At 63.7% G+C, this 16,311-nt stretch carries 18 protein-coding genes and 1 tRNA gene; 12 read left to right on the top strand and 7 right to left on the bottom strand.

The window, feature by feature from the left end; genetic code table 11:
- The first annotated feature begins 19 nt into the window (after positions 1–19).
- The 6 genes from ACVCNR_RS03085 (at position 20) to ACVCNR_RS03060 (ending at position 6,339) form a co-directional block, all read left to right on the top strand.
- Positions 20–1,690: a ribonuclease J gene (locus tag ACVCNR_RS03085; RefSeq protein ID WP_447073795.1), complete on the top strand. Its 1,671-nt coding sequence runs from the start codon at positions 20–22 to the stop codon at positions 1,688–1,690.
- 40 nt (positions 1,691–1,730) lie between these two features.
- Positions 1,731–2,138 carry a methylmalonyl-CoA epimerase gene (gene mce, locus ACVCNR_RS03080; protein ID WP_354192120.1) on the top strand — a complete coding sequence of 136 codons (408 nt, stop codon included), beginning with the start codon at positions 1,731–1,733 and terminating at the stop codon, positions 2,136–2,138.
- Positions 2,135–2,404 (top strand): DUF1467 family protein, encoded by a 270-nt coding sequence (locus ACVCNR_RS03075; protein WP_447073794.1) that lies wholly within the window; start codon positions 2,135–2,137, stop codon positions 2,402–2,404. The genes mce and ACVCNR_RS03075 overlap by 4 nt, the downstream gene beginning before the upstream one ends.
- A gap of 625 nt (positions 2,405–3,029) precedes the next feature.
- Positions 3,030–4,358 carry a proline--tRNA ligase gene (proS, locus tag ACVCNR_RS03070; protein WP_354192123.1) on the top strand — a complete coding sequence of 443 codons (1,329 nt, stop codon included), beginning with the start codon at positions 3,030–3,032 and terminating at the stop codon, positions 4,356–4,358.
- 74 nt (positions 4,359–4,432) lie between these two features.
- Positions 4,433–5,659, top strand: a complete 1,227-nt coding sequence (locus ACVCNR_RS03065; RefSeq protein ID WP_354192446.1) for a lipoprotein-releasing ABC transporter permease subunit — start codon at positions 4,433–4,435, stop codon at positions 5,657–5,659.
- Positions 5,659–6,339 carry an ABC transporter ATP-binding protein gene (locus ACVCNR_RS03060; RefSeq protein WP_354192125.1) on the top strand — a complete coding sequence of 227 codons (681 nt, stop codon included), beginning with the start codon at positions 5,659–5,661 and terminating at the stop codon, positions 6,337–6,339. The genes ACVCNR_RS03065 and ACVCNR_RS03060 overlap by 1 nt, the downstream gene beginning before the upstream one ends.
- A 588-nt stretch (positions 6,340–6,927) precedes the next feature.
- Here the strand turns inward: ACVCNR_RS03060 and lipB are convergent.
- Positions 6,928–7,689 (bottom strand): lipoyl(octanoyl) transferase LipB, encoded by a 762-nt coding sequence (gene lipB, locus ACVCNR_RS03055; RefSeq protein WP_354192126.1) that lies wholly within the window; start codon positions 7,687–7,689, stop codon positions 6,928–6,930.
- 187 nt (positions 7,690–7,876) lie between these two features.
- On the opposite strand from lipB, the gene ACVCNR_RS03050 reads away from it, so the two are divergent.
- Positions 7,877–7,961 (top strand) — tRNA-Leu (locus ACVCNR_RS03050).
- A gap of 113 nt (positions 7,962–8,074) precedes the next feature.
- On the opposite strand, the gene ACVCNR_RS03045 is transcribed toward ACVCNR_RS03050, so the two are convergent.
- Entirely contained in the window at positions 8,075–8,314 is a 240-nt protein-coding gene (locus tag ACVCNR_RS03045) for a hypothetical protein (protein ID WP_354192127.1), read from the bottom strand.
- 474 nt (positions 8,315–8,788) lie between these two features.
- On the opposite strand from ACVCNR_RS03045, the gene ACVCNR_RS03040 reads away from it, so the two are divergent.
- Entirely contained in the window at positions 8,789–9,394 is a 606-nt protein-coding gene (locus tag ACVCNR_RS03040) for a L,D-transpeptidase (protein WP_354192129.1), read from the top strand.
- Positions 9,395–9,408: 14 nt separating this feature from the next.
- Here the strand turns inward: ACVCNR_RS03040 and ACVCNR_RS03035 are convergent, their stop codons facing one another.
- Both ACVCNR_RS03035 and ACVCNR_RS03030 read right to left on the bottom strand, forming a co-directional pair.
- Positions 9,409–9,684, bottom strand: a complete 276-nt coding sequence (locus ACVCNR_RS03035; RefSeq protein ID WP_354192130.1) for a hypothetical protein — start codon at positions 9,682–9,684, stop codon at positions 9,409–9,411.
- 80 nt (positions 9,685–9,764) lie between these two features.
- Positions 9,765–9,935 (bottom strand): hypothetical protein, encoded by a 171-nt coding sequence (locus ACVCNR_RS03030; RefSeq protein WP_354192131.1) that lies wholly within the window; start codon positions 9,933–9,935, stop codon positions 9,765–9,767.
- Positions 9,936–10,428: 493 nt separating this feature from the next.
- On the opposite strand from ACVCNR_RS03030, the gene mgtE reads away from it, so the two are divergent.
- Both mgtE and ACVCNR_RS03020 read left to right on the top strand, forming a co-directional pair.
- A complete protein-coding gene (mgtE, locus tag ACVCNR_RS03025) occupies positions 10,429–11,847 on the top strand; it encodes a magnesium transporter (RefSeq protein WP_354192132.1) in 1,419 nt (472 codons plus the stop codon).
- Between the two features lie 179 nt (positions 11,848–12,026).
- Positions 12,027–12,413, top strand: coding sequence for a MerR family transcriptional regulator (locus tag ACVCNR_RS03020; RefSeq protein WP_354192133.1), 387 nt, complete (start codon positions 12,027–12,029; stop codon positions 12,411–12,413).
- A gap of 70 nt (positions 12,414–12,483) precedes the next feature.
- Here ACVCNR_RS03020 and ACVCNR_RS03015 read toward each other — a convergent pair whose 3' ends face one another.
- The 3 genes from ACVCNR_RS03015 to ACVCNR_RS03005 form a co-directional block, all read right to left on the bottom strand.
- Entirely contained in the window at positions 12,484–12,801 is a 318-nt protein-coding gene (locus ACVCNR_RS03015; protein ID WP_354192134.1) for a DMT family transporter, read from the bottom strand.
- Between the two features lie 106 nt (positions 12,802–12,907).
- Complete coding sequence (locus ACVCNR_RS03010) at positions 12,908–13,381, bottom strand: methyltransferase family protein (RefSeq protein ID WP_447073793.1); 474 nt, start codon at positions 13,379–13,381, stop codon at positions 12,908–12,910.
- Positions 13,378–14,376, bottom strand: coding sequence for a heparan-alpha-glucosaminide N-acetyltransferase (locus tag ACVCNR_RS03005; protein ID WP_447073792.1), 999 nt, complete (start codon positions 14,374–14,376; stop codon positions 13,378–13,380). The genes ACVCNR_RS03010 and ACVCNR_RS03005 overlap by 4 nt, the downstream gene beginning before the upstream one ends.
- A gap of 217 nt (positions 14,377–14,593) precedes the next feature.
- Between ACVCNR_RS03005 and ACVCNR_RS03000 the strand changes: the two genes are divergently transcribed.
- Positions 14,594–15,793, top strand: coding sequence for an MFS transporter (locus ACVCNR_RS03000; protein WP_447073791.1), 1,200 nt, complete (start codon positions 14,594–14,596; stop codon positions 15,791–15,793).
- Positions 15,794–15,803: 10 nt separating this feature from the next.
- Positions 15,804–16,310, top strand: coding sequence for a bifunctional adenosylcobinamide kinase/adenosylcobinamide-phosphate guanylyltransferase (gene cobU, locus ACVCNR_RS02995; protein WP_447073790.1), 507 nt, complete (start codon positions 15,804–15,806; stop codon positions 16,308–16,310).
- Position 16,311: the final 1 nt, after the last annotated feature.

The raw sequence follows: 16,311 nt of genomic DNA, 5'->3' as shown, positions 1-16,311 counted from the left end.
GTATAGTTTGGAGACGGGAATGGCTGCGACGGAAAATGCCGAACTGGTTTTCGTGCCGCTTGGCGGCGTGGGCGAGATCGGCATGAACTTCGGCCTCTACGGCTATGGGCCGGCGAACGCGCGCGAATGGCTGATCGTCGATGTCGGGGTGACCTTTCCCGATCCGGCACATCCCGGCGTCGACCTCATCCTGCCGGACACGCGCTTCATCGAGGACAAGCTGGAGAAGGTGCGCGGCATCGTCATCACCCACGCGCATGAAGACCATTATGGCGCGCTGCACGACATCTGGCCGCGCCTGCAGGCGCCGGTGTGGATGACGCCGTTCGCCGCCGGTCTGCTCGAAGCCAAGCGGCAGTCGGAGCAGGGTGCGCCGAAGATCCCGGTCACCATCTATCGTGGCGGCGAGGAGTTCACCGTCGGGCCGTTCGAGATCGAGGCCATTCCGGTTGCCCATTCCATTCCCGAACCGATGTCGCTGGCCATCACCACGCCGGCCGGCACGGTGATCCACACCGGCGACTGGAAGATCGATCCCGCGCCGACGCTGGGGCCCAAGACCGACGAGGTACGCTTCCGGGCCTATGGCGACAAGGGCGTCCTGGCGCTGGTCTGCGATTCCACCAATGCGCTGCGCGATGGCGATTCGCCTTCGGAAGAGGAAGTCGGCGCCAGCCTCAAGGTGCTGATCGAGCAGGCGCAGGGCCGGGTGGCCATAACGACATTTTCATCCAATGTCGGGCGCATCCTTTCGATCGCCCGCGCCGCCCGCGATGCAGGCCGCAAATGCCTCGTGCTCGGCCGTTCGCTGAAGCGCGTCATCGAGGTGGCGGACGACCTCGGCTACATGGACGGCTTGCCGGAGTTCGTCCTGGAGGAGGACTACGGCTTCATCGACCGTCGCGAACTGGTCATCATCTGCACCGGCAGCCAGGGCGAGCCGCTTGCGGCGCTCGCCAAGCTGTCCCGCGACGAGATGAAGACGGTTTCGCTGACGGCCGGCGACACGGTGATCTTCTCCTCGCGCACCATTCCCGGCAACGAGAAGGCCATCCTGGAGATCAAGAACCGCCTGATCGACCTTGGCATGAAGATCATCGAGGACGGCGATGCGCTGGTGCATGTCTCCGGCCATCCGCGTCGCAGCGAGCTGAAGCGCATGTATGAATGGGTGCGCCCTCAGATCGGCGTGCCGGTGCACGGCGAGGCGGCGCATCTGGTCGCGCAGGGCTCGCTGATGGCCATGTCCGGCATCGGCCAGGTGGCGCAGGTGCGCGACGGCGACATGCTGCGCCTGTGGCCGGGTGCGGCCACCATCGTCGATCAGGTGCCGTTCGGCCGCCTCTACAAGGACGGCAAGCTGGTCGGCACGGACGAGGCGATGGGCATCCGTGACAGGCGCAAGCTGTCCTATGCCGGCCATGTCGCGGTCAATGTGGTGCTGGACGACCGTTATGAGCTGTCCGGCGATCCCGATGTCGTCGCCATCGGCGTGGCGGAAGCCGATGCCGGCGGCGAGCCGCTGGAAGAGCTGATGCTCGATGCGGCAATAGGCGCGGTGGACTCCATCCCGCGCCAGCGCCGAAAAGACCTCGATCTGGTGCAGGAATCCGTGCGCCGCGCGGTGCGCGCCGCCGCCAACGAGGCCTGGGGCAAGAAGCCACTGGTCACGGTGTTCGTGACGCGGTGACCGTAAGCCGTTTATCGGGCAGGCATTGAGGAGTGAGGCAATGAAGCTCGGACGTCTCAATCATGTCGCCATCGCGGTGCCCGACCTTGCGAAGGCGACCGAGACCTATCGCGACACCTTGGGCGGCGCGGTCACCGAGCCGCAGGCGCTGCCCGAGCACGGCGTGACGGTGGTGTTCGTCGATCTCGGCAACACCAAGGTCGAATTGCTGGAGCCGCTGGGCGAAGGTTCGCCGATCGCCGCCTTCCTCGAAAAGAACCCGGCCGGCGGCATGCATCATGTCTGCTACGAAGTCGACGACATCCTCGCCGCGCGCGACCGGCTCAAGACCGGGGGCGCGCGGGTGCTTGGCGATGGCGAGCCGAAGATCGGCGCGCACGGCAAGCCGGTCCTGTTCCTGCATCCGAAGGATTTCTGCGGAACGCTGGTCGAACTGGAACAGTCATGAGTTGGGTTTCTCTCGTCGCCATCTATTTCGTCATGTGGTGGCTGGTGCTGTTCGCCATCCTGCCGTTCGGCGTGACGACGCAGGACGAGGACGACAATGTCACGCTGGGCACCGTCTCCAGCGCGCCGCGCGGCCCGCATATGCTGCGCGCCGTGATCTGGACGACCATCATCACCACGCTCATCGTCGGCACTTACTTCGGCGTCACCTGGGGGCTGGGCTATAGCTTCGACGACATTCCGCGCATGGTGCCGGATTTCGACTGAGCATTTTGCAGCCAGACGGAATAGTCTGGCGTTGCACAAATGCGGCTATAAATCATTGCTGAGCAGCGGGTGGCGTTCATCAGAACGCCCGCTGTGCTAAGCATCACTTCCGGAATACGAGCCTGAAACAAAAGGATCGGAGGCTGTGTTGATCTTATGGATCAACTCGGTGACGGCCTTGTGCGGGCCGCAGTTGCTCAAATCTGAACAAAAAAAATGCAAGGCTGGAAGCCTTGCAAATTAAACGCGTCCGATCTGTTTCCGGTATTCGGCGGCTGCGAGTAACCGCGCCTAGATCGCATCCTCCCAAGACTTTAGACCGCGTAGGAGAACAGATTTCTCTCTGCTCTCTCGATTATGCAGGGAACACTAGACCAACAGAGCCGGCAAAGTCACTATAAATTTTGCGCAGAAGAGGACTTAAATGTGCTGCAATGCACAATAAGTCGGCATGAATTGCCCGCTCGGTAGTCACCTCCGCAATCCTCGACGATGAAGGCGCCTTGCGTCGATACGCCCGCGGCGGCTGCGGGTTTCCAACTTGCCATGAAATGGCTATGAAGCCGAAGCAAACAGGCCTCGGCGCGCCGATTCCGGTGGCGCCCTTTCTCTCACGGAACAGCTTATGCGTTTGTCGCGCTACTTTCTGCCCATTCTCAAGGAAAACCCGCGCGAGGCCGAAATCGTCTCGCACCGGCTGATGCTGCGTGCCGGCATGATCCGTCAGCAGGGGGCCGGCAGCTTTTCCTGGCTGCCGCTCGGAAAGCGCGTCCTGGACAAGGTCTGCCGGATCATTCGCGAGGAGCAGGATCGTTCCGGCGCGCTGGAGATTATGATGCCGACCATCCAGTCGGCCGACCTGTGGCGCGAGAGCGGCCGCTACGACGCCTATGGCAAGGAGATGCTGCGCATCAAGGACCGGCACGAGCGCGACATGCTCTACGGGCCGACCAATGAGGAAATGGTGACGGACATCTTCCGCGCCTATGTGAAGTCCTACAAGGATCTTCCGCTCAATCTCTACCACATCCAGTGGAAGTTCCGCGACGAGGTGCGGCCGCGCTTCGGCGTCATGCGCTCGCGCGAGTTCCTGATGAAGGACGCCTATTCCTTCGATCTCGACTACGAGGGCGCCAAGGCCGCCTACTACCGCATGTTCGTGGCCTATCTGCGCACCTTCACGCGCATGGGCCTGCAGGCGATCCCGATGCGCGCCGACACGGGTCCGATCGGCGGCGACCTCAGCCACGAATTCATCATCCTGGCCGACACCGGTGAAAGCCAGGTCTATTGCCACAAGGATTACCTGGGCTTCGAAGTGCCCGGCGAGGATGTCGACTTCGCCAATGACGGGGAAATCGCCGGCATCGTCGAGAAGTGGACGACGCCCTATGCCGCAACCGACGAGATGCACGACGAAACCGCATGGGCGGCGATTGCCGAGAGCGAGCAGGTTTCGGCCCGGGGCATCGAGGTGGGGCATATCTTCCATTTCGGCGAGAAATACTCCAAGCCGATGGACGCCAAGGTTACCGGGCCGGACGGCAAGGAGCATTTCGTCTCGATGGGCTCCTATGGCATCGGCCCCTCGCGGCTGATCGCGGCCATCATCGAGGCCAGCCACGATGAGAACGGCATCATCTGGCCCGAGAGTGTCGCCCCGTTCCACGTGGCGCTGATCAACATGAAGCCGGGCGATGCCGGCTGCGACGCGCTGTGCGAGCAGCTTCTCGCCGCCTATGAGAACGCCGGCAAAGAGGTTCTCTACGACGACACCGACCAGCGGCCGGGCGCCAAGTTCGCCACCGCCGATCTCATCGGCCTGCCGTGGCAGGTCATCGTCGGCCCGCGCGGCGTTGCCGAAGGGACCGTCGAGGTCAAGAACCGCAGGACTGGCGAGCGCGACGTGAAGAAGATCGAAGACCTCTTGGCCATGGTGGAGAAAGCCGCGTGAACCAGACCGCCGCCGTGACGCAGAAGGCCGGAACCCGGAAGGCTGCGGCCGGGCCGTTTTCCGGCTTCGAGCGCATGGTGGCGTGGCGCTACCTGCGTTCGCGCCGCAAGGAGACGGTGATTTCGGTCATCGCCTCGATTTCGTTCCTCGGCATCATGCTGGGGGTGGCGACGCTGATCGTGGTCATGGCGGTGATGAACGGCTTCCGGGCCGAATTGCTGACCCGGATCCTCGGCGTCAACGGCCATCTCATCGTCACGCCCACCGATCTGCCGCTGGAGGACTATGCCCAGGTGGCAGACCGCATCAACGGCGTGCCGGGCGTGAAATACGCCTTGCCGCTGATCGACGGGCAGGTGCTGGCACAAGGCAATATCGGTTCCGGTACCGGCGCGCTGGTACGCGGCATCAGGGGCGAGGACCTCGCCAAGGTCAACATCGTCTCCGACAACATCCGCTTCGGCTCGCTGGAGGATTTCGACACGTCGGAAGGCGTGGCCATCGGCTCGCGCATGGCGGACAATCTCGGGCTCGCGCTGGGCGACACCATCACGCTGGTTTCCCCCGATGGCGACGTGACGCCGCTCGGCACCATGCCGCGGCTGAAGGGCTACCACGTGTCCGCCATCTTCGAGGTCGGCATGTCGGAATATGACAGCTCGATCGTCTACATGCCGCTTGGCGAGGCGCAGCTCTATTTCAACATGGAGAACCTGGCGCAGAGCATCGAGGTCTATGTCGACAATCCTGACGCCGTCGATGCCCTGAAACCGAGGGTGGAGGAGGCGGCGCAGCGGCCGATCCTGATGAGCGACTGGCGCCAGCGCAACCAGACCTTCTTCTCCGCCCTCCAGGTGGAGCGCAACGTCATGTTCATGATCCTGACGCTGATCGTGCTGGTGGCGGCGCTCAACATCATTTCCGGCCTCGTCATGCTGGTGAAGGACAAGGGGCACGACATCGCCATCCTGCGCACCATGGGCGCGACGCGCGGGGCGATCCTGCGCATCTTCCTGATGACCGGGGCGGCCATCGGCGTGGTCGGCACGCTGGCCGGCTTCGTGCTGGGGGTTCTCATCTGCCTCAATGTGGAGCGCATCAGGCAGTTCTTCTCTTGGATTTCCGGCACGGTGCTGTTCAACCCGGAACTCTATTTCCTGAGCCAGCTTCCAGCCAAGATGGACTTCAGCGAGACCTTCTCGGTCATCCTGATGGCGCTGGTCCTGTCGTTCCTGGCGACGCTGTTTCCGGCATGGCGGGCCGCGCGGCTCGATCCGGTCGAAGCGCTGAGGTATGAGTGATGGTGCGCGCCGTTCTGCAACTGAAGGGCGTCGAGCGCCACTATGAGCAGGCGGAGCGCCGGCTCACCATCCTCAACGGTGCGGATTTTTCGCTGCATGCGGGCGAGATGGTGGCGCTGGTGGCGCCTTCCGGAACCGGCAAGTCCACGCTGCTGCACACCGCCGGCCTGCTGGAGCGGCCCGATGGCGGCGACGTGGTGCTGGCAGGGCGCGCCTGCGGGCGGCTGTCTGACGACAATCGCACCGCGATCCGCCGCAACGATATCGGCTTCGTCTATCAATTCCATCATCTGCTGCCCGAGTTCTCCGCGCTGGAGAACGTGATGATGCCGCAGCTCATCAAGGGGTTGTCGCGCGGCGAGGCGGCCGAACGGGCCGCGCAACTGCTCGACTATATGCAGATCGGCAAGCGCGCCACGCACCGGCCGTCCGAACTGTCGGGCGGCGAGCAGCAGCGCGTGGCAATCGCCCGCGCGGTGGCCAATGCGCCGCTGGTGCTTCTGGCCGACGAGCCGACCGGCAACCTCGACCCCGTCACCGCCTCCTATGTCTTCCAGGCGCTGGAGGCGCTGGTGCGGCAGTCGGGCTTGGCGGCGCTGATCGCCACCCACAACCACGAGCTTGCCTCGCGCATGGACCGGCGCGTGACGCTGGCCGAGGGCAGGGTGGTTCCGCTCTGAGGCTTTGTCCGCCGCCGGCCGTGCCGGGCGGTGGTTTCTGAGTCGTTGGCAGGGGGCAGGCATTGCCTGTTCGGTCGAGCACGACGCTCAGGCCAGGCCGCTGTATGTTTCCATTTCTGGAGCGAGGGCGCCTGAAAATCGGGCAGCCCTCTGTTTCGCGTAGTTGCGCCACGCCAAGTGTCGGCAACTGGCTGGTGAAAATAAACCGGGCTGACCGCTGCCCCGGACGGCCTTCTATCCAGCGCCTGAAAACCTTTCCTTAACCCTGAAAACCGGGCGCTGCCCGATTCGGGTGAGGGCCGCAATCCGTCGATTGACATTTGAACAAAATTAGAACAAATTAAGAACATATAAAAAACAGGAGCAAGCCATGACCGATCTCGTTCAGGATGTTGTCTCGATGGTGTGTATGGGCACCTTCCTCATTTCGATGGCGATGTGGATCGGCGCGCTCTGACCGACGCCGGTTCTTCTGGTGAAACATGGAGCAATCAGACGATATCCGCCGGTGATGCCCGCTTTCGGGGGCATGTTTCAGCGCTGATACCGGGGTGGCCCATCAGGGCGTAGTTGGCTGGCCGTTGGGCCTCAGCCGGCAAGTCTTTGGATTGCCGGCTCCAGGGACCGGGCCGACCCGGTGGTGGTCGCCGGTCCGAAGACATCCTCGAATGCCGCCTTCAGCGCCACGTCCAGATCCGGCATCGTCACCGGCAGGCCGAGATCGACCAGGCTGGTGACGCCATATTCCTGAATCCCGCAGGGCACGATGCCGCCAAAATGCGACAGGTCCGGCTCCACATTGATGGCGATGCCGTGGAAGCTGACCCATTTGCGCAGGCGAATACCGATGGCGGCAATCTTGTCCTCGGCCATCGAGCCGCTGGAGAGGGGCGGGCGGTCCGGCCGCTGCACCCATACGCCGACGCGATCCTCGCGACGTTCGCCCTTCACGTTGAAGGTGTCCAGCGTGCGGACGATCCATTCCTCGAGCGCTGTGACGAAGGCGCGAACGTCCTCGCGCCGGCGCTTGAGGTCGAGCATGACATAGGCCACGCGCTGGCCGGGGCCGTGATAGGTGTATTCGCCGCCGCGGCCGGCCGCGAACACCGGGAAGCGGTCGGGGTCGATGAGGTCCTCGGTGCGGGCGCTGGTGCCGGCCGTGTAGAGGGGCGGATGCTCGACCAGCCAGACCAGCTCCCCGGCCTCGCCGTTGCGAATCGATTCGGCCCGCGATTCCATGAATGCCAGCGCGTCCGGATAGGCGAGAAGGCCCGGCTCGATGCGCCATTCGACAGGCGCCGAACCCGGGGTGGCGAAAAACGACGTGGCGGTCTGGCTGCGTTCAGGCATGGCTTGTTCCGGATTTTCATCCAATCATATGGCGAGAAACAAGCCCAAGGTCCAGCCGCGAAGGCGCGGATGCGGGTATGTCGGCGCGGCTGTGATTTAAAGCGCGATTATTCCCACGCATCCACTTGTTTCGGGGTAAGCGATTTGCTACACGCCGCGTGCCGGATGCGTCCGGCTCCTACCACGGGCGGTCGTGGCGGAATTGGTAGACGCGCAGCGTTGAGGTCGCTGTGGGGCAACCCGTGGAAGTTCGAGTCTTCTCGACCGCACCATTCCCCCTTCCGGGGTCGATTGCATCTCCCTGTCCTTTATTCGGTCATGCGCGCACCCTGCGCCGCATGTGGGAGTCACAGGTCTGCATGTCCTGTCGCGAGAGGCGCAACGCTTACGGCAGGTCGTAGGTCGTGATGACCGGCAAAGCCCCGTATCTGGCCCGAAAACGGGCATGCTCGAGCGCCAGCCGCTTGGCGGATATGGAATGGGCCGAAGCAGCCTGACTGAAAGATTCCGACGCCAGGAAGCGACCGCAATCCGGGCAGTCGATCTGGTTGTGGTCTCCCGTCGGCGTTGCCGTCTGTTTCGCCGGCTTCTTGCAGACCGGGCATCGTGCAATCGACCTTGCCATGCGTTCCCTCCCTCTGTTGCACGCGTAAAAGGAACCACACCTGACGCGGGTCGACAAGTCGCCGGGGACGCATGGGCAGGCCGTTAGACGAGGGATGGCTGCTCAGGTCATGACGCGGGAACCCTGTATCGTTCCTGAAGCATCCGGCAGCCCGGCCAGTCCCGTTTTGAACCAGCCCAACTGCTTGCTTGCCTGATTGCCTGCCCATTTCGTTCCAATTCAATACGGAACCGCATGGCACGGGAAATGCATCGGATGAGATGTCGGCTGTGCCGGCGACCTGATGGAAGTCAGGCGGGCTGTCGGGGTGGGGTGGGGCTTGGGCGCCCCGACAGTCACGTTACCGGGCACATTACCGGGCGAGAGGCGAAATCGCCCTGCACCGGGCGAGGGGCGAAATCGCCCTGCGGCAATCATTTGTTAACCATAGCGCCCTAACCAATTCAGAGACATAAACTGAATTCGGGCGGGCACATGCCAATTTCGCGCAGAGGCTTCATCATTGGGCTGCCATTGGTTCTGGCAGGTTGCGCAACCTCCGAATATGCCAATTACGCGGCGATACCGGATGAGCGCTTTCCGCTTCCGGCGGTGCCGGCCTCCCAGATCAGGCCGGAGCTGCGGCGCACCGAGGTCGCATTCGGCACGGAGCACCCCGCCGGCACCATCGTGGTGAACACGCCCGAACGCCGTCTCTACTATGTTCTGGGTGACGGGCGAGCCATCCGCTACGGCATCGGCGTCGGCCGCGAGGGTCTGGTGTTGCGCGGCAACGCGGTGGTGGGCCGCAAGGCTCAGTGGCCGAGCTGGACGCCGACGGCGAACATGATGCGACGCGATCCGCGCAATCGGCGGTATGCGGGTGGCCTGCCCGGCGGGCCGAACAACCCGTTGGGTGCCCGGGCGCTGTATCTTTACCGGAACGGGCGCGACACCATGTTCCGCATCCATGGCACGAACCAGCCCAACTCGATTGGCAGGGCCGTTTCCAGCGGCTGCATCCGCATGCTCAACCATGACGTGATCGACCTCTACGAGAGGGCAACGCCGGGCAGCCGGGTAGTCGTGATCCAGGCCTGACCGGGGGGCAAGCCCTATCTCATCTGGCCGACCATTTTGGTCAGTTGCGAGAAGGGCGGCAGCTCCGCCTCCGGCTGGCACTGGTTCGCCAGTTGCAGCAGCCGGATAGGAAACGCAATCGCCTCCCGATAGGACGGCGGCAGTTCGTCGGACCTGTTTTCGCTGGCTTCCGCGGCTTGAAGGGCGGCGTCGATCTCCTGCATGGATACGACGCCTTTCTGAACAAGCAGATGATTGACGGCGGCAATCGCCATCAAAAGCCCTTCCAGTTGCAAGTTGGCTACGTTCATGGCCTTCGCTCCCTTTGGGGAAGCATACAATGAAATGCCAAGGCTGCCGATACCGGTTCCTTGCCTTGCGAGTGCGGGGTTTAGTTCCGGTCGGTGTCGTGGAACATCATCAGGTCGACGGTGTCTATCTGCACAGGTTCCACCGGATCGCCTTTCGGCTTCGCGAAGATGAACACGCCGATGCAGTAGACGATGAACAGGGCGACCCCGAGCCCGAACAGGGCGATCAGTACCAGCGGCCAGTCGATCAAGAAATTGAGCCTCGCGCGTGTTTGCGGGTGCGGCGGATCAATCGCCCATGGCCAGCCACACGGCAATGCCTATCGCCAGCAGGACGTAGACGATCATGCGCCCCTTTCGCGAGCGAGAGGCTTTATCGTCTGGCAATCTTCCGGGTTCGGTCATGCTGTATCTTAGCCGCCGCCCGCCACCTGGCAACGTGAAAAAAAACGGGCCGGCGCACCCGGTTAAGGGCGGGAGGACGCGCCGGCCCGCGGCCCCCTCAGAAGCCGCGAGAACACAATAGCGCGAATCCGCGCCAGCTTCTGTGAAGGAGCTCACACCGCCTGCCGGATAGAAGCGCGCGGTGGCTCTGCCCTTCTGCCGCGACTGCCCTATGTCATGACTGTCCGGAAATCTTCATCCACGCGGACGATAGTGCCGGCGTATTCGTCTCTCTTGTTAATTCCGCCGGAATTGCGCTACGGAGACCCAGTCCGCAAATCGAAGCAGCGCGAGGCAGTCTTGGAAGGTAAGAACGAACAAGCTGCCGATGATGCTCCGCCCAAGGTGGAGCACAGCGACATTTACGGCGAGGACGGCGCCATCCTCGCCTCGTTTCTTGCTCATATCGGTGCGGCGATAGCCGACCGCGATACGCTGACGCTCAAGCAGGACGTCGCCGCCCTTCACGAATCGGAGCTCGGCGACCTTCTGGAAGCCTTGCAGCCGGACCAGCGCCGCTCGCTGGTCGAATTGCTGGGCGCGGACTTCGACTTCTCGGCGCTGACCGAGGTGGACGAGGCCATCCGCCTCGACATCGTCGAAAACCTGCCCAACGCGCAGATCGCGCAGGCGGTGCAGGAACTCGATTCCGACGACGCGGTCTACATTCTCGAAGACCTCGACCAGGAGGACCAGGACGAGATTCTCGCCCAGCTCCCGTTCACCGAACGGATCAGGCTGAGGCGTTCGCTGGACTATCCGGAAGAGAGCGCCGGCCGTCGTATGCAGACGGAGTTCGTCGCCGTGCCCCCGTTCTGGACCGTCGGCCAGACCATCGACTACATGCGCGAGGACAAGGACCTTCCCGACAGCTTCAGCCAGATCTTCGTCATCGATCCGACCTTCAAGCTGCTCGGGGCCGTCCATCTCGACCAGATCCTGCGCACAAAGCGCGCGGTCAAGGTCGAGGACATCATGCACGAGACGCGCCACGCCATCCCGGCCACCATGGACCAGGAAGAGGCGGCGCGCGAATTCGAGCAATACGACCTTCTGTCGGCCGCCGTGGTCGACGAGAACGAGCGGCTGGTCGGCGTGCTGACCATCGACGACGTGGTCGACGTCATCCAGCAGGAGGCCGAGGAGGACCTGCTGCGAATGGGCGGCGTCGGCGACGAGGAGCTTTCCGACACCATCTTGGCGGCCTCGCGCTCGCGCGTGCCCTGGCTGCTGGTCAATCTGTTCACCGCCTTTCTCGCCGCCTCGGTCATCGGCCTGTTCGACCAGACGATCGAGCGGGTGGTGGCGCTGGCCGTGCTGATGCCGATCGTGGCCGGCATGGGCGGCAACGCGGCCTCGCAGACGATGACGGTGACGGTGCGCGCGCTCGCCACCAGGGACCTCGACATCTACAATGCCTGGCGCATCATTCGCCGCGAAATGGGCGTGGGCTTCATCAACGGCATCGTGTTCGCCCTGCTGATCGGGGTGGTGGCCGCGACGTGGTTTTCCGACCCCTATCTCGGCGGCATCATCGCGAGCGCCATGGTCATCAACATGTTCGTGGCGGCGGTGGCCGGCATCCTGATCCCGCTGCTGCTCGACCGCTACGGCGTCGATCCCGCGGTGGCCTCGGCGGTCTTCGTCACCGCAGTCACCGATGTGGTCGGCTTCTTTGCTTTCCTTGGCCTCGCATCCTTGTGGTTCGGCTTCGGCTAAACGGATTTAATTGACTTTTACGTAAGTGCTGTGCGAATCTCGTGGTCTTGCTCGACCGCAGCGATTCAGCGGTTCCGCGTCGGAAAAGGGTGTTCGAACAAGAATCTGGATCGCGAATGGTCGTCCCTCCGGGACCGGACGATCCGGTGCGGACGGGCGCCTTTCAATGCAGGATGACGATGCGGGAATATTACACCATCACCGAACTGACCCGTGAATTCGGCGTCTCCACCCGCACCCTGCGCTTCTACGAGGACGAGGGGCTGGTGCAGCCGGTCCGGCGCGGGCGGACGCGGCTGTTTCGGCCGTCCGACCGTCATCTCATCCGCCAGATATTGCGGGGCAAGCGGCTGGGCTTCTCGATCAACGAGATCCGTGAAATCATCAAGATGTACAAGGAGCCGCCGGGGGAGGTGGGCCAGCTTCAACTGATGATCAAGCGCATCGAGGAAAAGCGCGAGGAACTGCGCCAGAAGCGCCGCGACCTCGAAGACACGCTGGCCGAACTCGACCAGGCCGAGGAGGCCTGCGTGGAGCGCATGGCCGAACTGGGCGTCAACACCTGACGCTCCCTACGTAGAGGCTGCGGCGGCTAAAGCGTATCGCCCGGATGGGTTTTCGCAATCGCGGCGCGCTTCAGGCGATTTTCAGCGTTATGATGCCGCCGGCGATGAGAGCGACTCCCAGGAAGCGCAACAGGTTGGCGCTGTCGCCGAAGGCATAGACCCCGACCAGAAATGTGCCGATGGCGCCGATGCCGGTCCATACCGCATAGGCGGTGCCGATGGGGATCGTCCTTTGCGCCACGAGCAGCAGCGCGCCGCTGACCGTCATGCAGACGATGGCCAGGAGAATCCATCTCGGTTGCGCACCTGCACCGGTCCAGCCGAGCTTCAGGCCGATCGGCCAGCCGATCTCGAACAGGCCGGCGAGGATCAGGTAGAGCCATGCCATGGTTTTCTCCGGTGCTTGTTGGAACGAGATGCAGCCCCATGCCTCTCGCAAGGATAGGGCCGCAACCGTCGGTTTCAAGCAAGCATGGCCGGCCAGCAAAATGCCGTCAGATCCAGCGGCGCACTTTCTTTGCGTAGTCGCGATATTTGCGGCCGAATTTCTCGGCCAGAACCTTCTCCTCGAACTCGATGGCGATCTTCTGGGTGAGAATGGCGGCGACGATGCCCAGCAGGATGAACCACCAGTTTCCGGCAATGAAGCCGACGCCGAACAGCAGAAGCGTGTTGGCAAGGTAGATCGGGTTGCGGGTGATGGAGAAGGGACCGCCGGTGAGCAGATGGCTCGGCTCGCCCGAGGGATCGAGCGTGGTTCCGGCCCGTCTCATGGCCCGGAAGGATGTTGCCCACAAGGCGATCACGGCGATGATGACGAGCCAGCCGATGGCATAGAGCACGTTGCCGAACGGCCCGGTGATGCGGGGCAGCGGCACGAGCAGGCCCAGAACCACGCTGGCGGCGATGGCCGCAAGATAGATGAGCGGCGGCCAGGGAATCCTGCGCCACGCGGGAACTGCTTTCATTCTTCCTCTCTCCCCATCAGGCTCATGTCGGTCTCGACCGTGCAGGTGGAAGCGAGCCCGCTGACACGGCTGCTTAGCTCGGCAGTCTGCTCACCCCGCAGCACCTTGTCGAGGGCACCGTCCTTGTCCAGCGCGTCCAGCATGCAGGCGCAGTAGGCGGTGCAGAACGCCTGCTCGCGCACTTCGCGGCAGGAGGCCTCGCAGGCCGGCACGAAGGCGGCTTGCGGGCTCTGCGCGGGCGCCGGCCAGACCTGTGCGAACAGCCACACGCAGGCGATGAGCACCGGCTGGTGGATGAGGTAGAAGGCGAGGCTGTGCTGTCCGATCAGCACCAGCGGGCGGGCTGCGGCCTGCGGCAGATGTCCGCCAAGGCGCGCGAGCAGGCCGGATGCTTTGGCGAATTTGGCTGCGGCCATGCCAGCCAGAACCGCCGCGAACCATGGAAACAGCGGCACATAGTCGTTGGAGCGGGGATTTATCGTCGAGAGGCCAAGCCACCACAAGGAGGGATGGTCGAATGCCGGCAGGCGCAGGAACTGCGGCGCTGCCGCTACCAGCACGGCGGCGAGCACCAGCGCCCAGACCGGAAAGCGCAGGAAGGCGAGGCCAAGCACGCTGGCGAGGGCGATATGGTGCAATATGCCGAAAAAGATGAAGGAGCCGGGCGTGGCGAACCAGGTGGCGACCGTGATGGCCAGTGCCGCCGCGACGATCATCGCAAGCCGCTTGCCGAACCCGTTCCAGCGAATGCCGTTGCCATGGGCGAGCATCAGGCTGACGCCGACCAGGAACAGGAAGCTGGAGGCGATGCCGCGGGCATAAATCTTCCAGCCGCCGAAGGCCGTCAGGCCGCGCGTGACATAGCCGAAGAATTCCAGATCCCAGGTGAAATGGTAGCTGACCATGGCCAGAAGGGCGATGCCGCGCGCCGCGTCGATGGCCTCGATACGGCGTGCCGGGGCTGGAATGCTGCCCGTGAGCGTGGATGTCTGCATGGAAACTCCGGCGGGGGTAAGCCTGCGGTTTCTAACATGCCCGTGGCGGTTGCGGCAGCGCAAATTTAAGCGCTCCGGGTTGGTCCAGTCCGGGAAAGTCTTTGGACTATCTCGCGTTTCCGCCCCGGAAGGTCGGTTTCCCGCTACTGAAACCACCCGCAAAGGCTACACAATGCGGCCCGGCGAATCCGGCGGTGGGATTCGACGGGAGGACTTGATGGCAACGCATGTGCGGCATCCGATCTGGCTGCGGGAGGTTCGTCCAGCCGGAGCCCGCACCTTCGCCTCGCTCTATACGGTCGAGTCCTTCGCGCGTGCCACCATCTCGAGCGTGATCCCGATCCAGGCTTATGAAATCCTGCAAAGCGAGCAGTCGGTTTCCGTTCTCTATACGGTCGTTTCGCTGCTCGGGCTTTCGGTGACGCTGTTCATGCCCATGCTGATCAGGCGATTCGCCCGGCGCTGGGTCTACACCGCCGGGGCCTGCCTGCTGGCCATCGGCTCGCTGTTCTTCGTCACCGATACGCTTTTCGGCCAGGCGCTCGGCATGCTGTGCCGGGTGATGGGCGCCAGCGCGCTGTCGATCACGCTCAACCTCTACATCATGGACCATATCCGCAAGACGGAGTTCATCCGTTCCGAATCGCTGCGCATGGCATGGTCCACCTTCGCCTGGACCGGCGGGCCGACACTCGGCATCCTGCTCTACACCCGCTACGGCATCTATGCCGCCCACGGCGCGGTGGCGGTGTTCGCGCTCATCCTGCTGGCGCTGTTCTGGTATTACCGGCTGAGCGACAACCAGATGATCGCCGCCGGCAGGAGCCGGGCCCTCAACCCGATCAGCAATATCGGCCGCTTCATCGCCCAGCCGCGGCTGCGGCTGGCATGGCTGATCGCCTTCGGCCGCTCCTGCTACTGGACGACCTTCTTCGTCTATGGCCCGCTGTTCATGGTTATCGCCGGCGAGGGCGAGGTGGCGGGCGGACTGCTGATCTCGGCCGGCAACGCGTTGCTGTTCACCGCCATCTACTGGGGCAGGGCGGGAAAGCGCTTCGGCGCGCGGGCCACCATTGCCTTGGCCTTCGCCGCCATGGGCGTGATCCTGTTTGCCGCCGGCTGGGTGAGCACGACGGCGCCCCTCATCACCGGCGCGCTGCTTCTGTGCGGTGCGCTGTTCACCATCGCCATCGATGCGCTGGGCTCCACCGTATTCATGCGCTCCGTGCACCCTTACGAGCGCTCGCAGATGGCGGCGGTCTACCGCACCTATCTCGATTTCTCGGAATTGACGCCGCCCATGGTCTATTCGATCGTGCTGGCCTTCTTCGGCCTCGGCTCGGTGTTCGCCACGCTCGGCCTGCTGATGGTGGGTTGTGCGGTGGTAAGCTGGCGTTACGTGCCGAAGTCGATGTAAGAGTGCCGCCATGAACGGCCTGACATTCATCATCGGCGGCGCGCGCTCCGGCAAGAGCCGACATGCGGAGGAGCTGGTCACGGCGCTGCCGGGACCATGGACCTATATCGCGACGGCGCAAGCCTATGACGAGGAGATGCGCGAGCGGATCGCCGAGCATCGCGCCCGGCGCGGCGTGGGCTGGCACGCGGTCGACGCGCCGCTCGACCTTGCCGGAGCCCTGGCCGCGCAGCCGCAAGGCCAGCCGGTGCTGCTCGACTGCCTGACGCTGTGGCTCACCAACCATATGCTCGCCGGGCATGACCTGGAGGCGGAAGCTGTGCGCCTTGCCACAGTGCTTTCGTCACCACGCGGGCCTTGGTTCGTGGTTTCCAACGAGGTTGGGCAGGGCATCGTGCCGGACAATGCGCTGGCCCGCCGTTTCCGCGACGAGGCCGGGCGGCTGAACCAGAAGGTCGCTTCCATAGCCGGCACCGTGCTTTTCATGGTAGCCGGGCTGCCGCTGAAGGTGAGATGAG

The organism is Aquamicrobium terrae, from assembly GCF_052978165.1.
Note: the sequence above shows the minus strand (reverse complement) of the source record. Positions and strands in the feature narration are given on the sequence as shown.

Bases quoted from the DNA above. Each gene is read 5' to 3' on its own strand.
- ACVCNR_RS03085 (WP_447073795.1), top strand. From the start codon at position 20: ATGGCTGCGACGGAAAATGCCGAACTGGTTTTCGTGCCGCTTGGCGGC.
- mce (WP_354192120.1), top strand. From the start codon at position 1,731: ATGAAGCTCGGACGTCTCAATCATGTCGCCATCGCGGTGCCCGACCTT.
- ACVCNR_RS03075 (WP_447073794.1), top strand. From the start codon at position 2,135: ATGAGTTGGGTTTCTCTCGTCGCCATCTATTTCGTCATGTGGTGGCTG.
- proS (WP_354192123.1), top strand. From the start codon at position 3,030: ATGCGTTTGTCGCGCTACTTTCTGCCCATTCTCAAGGAAAACCCGCGC.
- ACVCNR_RS03065 (WP_354192446.1), top strand. From the start codon at position 4,433: ATGGTGGCGTGGCGCTACCTGCGTTCGCGCCGCAAGGAGACGGTGATT.
- ACVCNR_RS03060 (WP_354192125.1), top strand. From the start codon at position 5,659: ATGGTGCGCGCCGTTCTGCAACTGAAGGGCGTCGAGCGCCACTATGAG.
- lipB (WP_354192126.1), bottom strand. From the start codon at position 7,689: ATGCCTGAACGCAGCCAGACCGCCACGTCGTTTTTCGCCACCCCGGGT.
- ACVCNR_RS03045 (WP_354192127.1), bottom strand. From the start codon at position 8,314: ATGGCAAGGTCGATTGCACGATGCCCGGTCTGCAAGAAGCCGGCGAAA.
- ACVCNR_RS03040 (WP_354192129.1), top strand. From the start codon at position 8,789: ATGCCAATTTCGCGCAGAGGCTTCATCATTGGGCTGCCATTGGTTCTG.
- ACVCNR_RS03035 (WP_354192130.1), bottom strand. From the start codon at position 9,684: ATGAACGTAGCCAACTTGCAACTGGAAGGGCTTTTGATGGCGATTGCC.
- ACVCNR_RS03020 (WP_354192133.1), top strand. From the start codon at position 12,027: ATGCGGGAATATTACACCATCACCGAACTGACCCGTGAATTCGGCGTC.
- ACVCNR_RS03015 (WP_354192134.1), bottom strand. From the start codon at position 12,801: ATGGCATGGCTCTACCTGATCCTCGCCGGCCTGTTCGAGATCGGCTGG.
- ACVCNR_RS03010 (WP_447073793.1), bottom strand. From the start codon at position 13,381: ATGAAAGCAGTTCCCGCGTGGCGCAGGATTCCCTGGCCGCCGCTCATC.
- ACVCNR_RS03005 (WP_447073792.1), bottom strand. From the start codon at position 14,376: ATGCAGACATCCACGCTCACGGGCAGCATTCCAGCCCCGGCACGCCGT.
- ACVCNR_RS03000 (WP_447073791.1), top strand. From the start codon at position 14,594: ATGGCAACGCATGTGCGGCATCCGATCTGGCTGCGGGAGGTTCGTCCA.
- cobU (WP_447073790.1), top strand. From the start codon at position 15,804: ATGAACGGCCTGACATTCATCATCGGCGGCGCGCGCTCCGGCAAGAGC.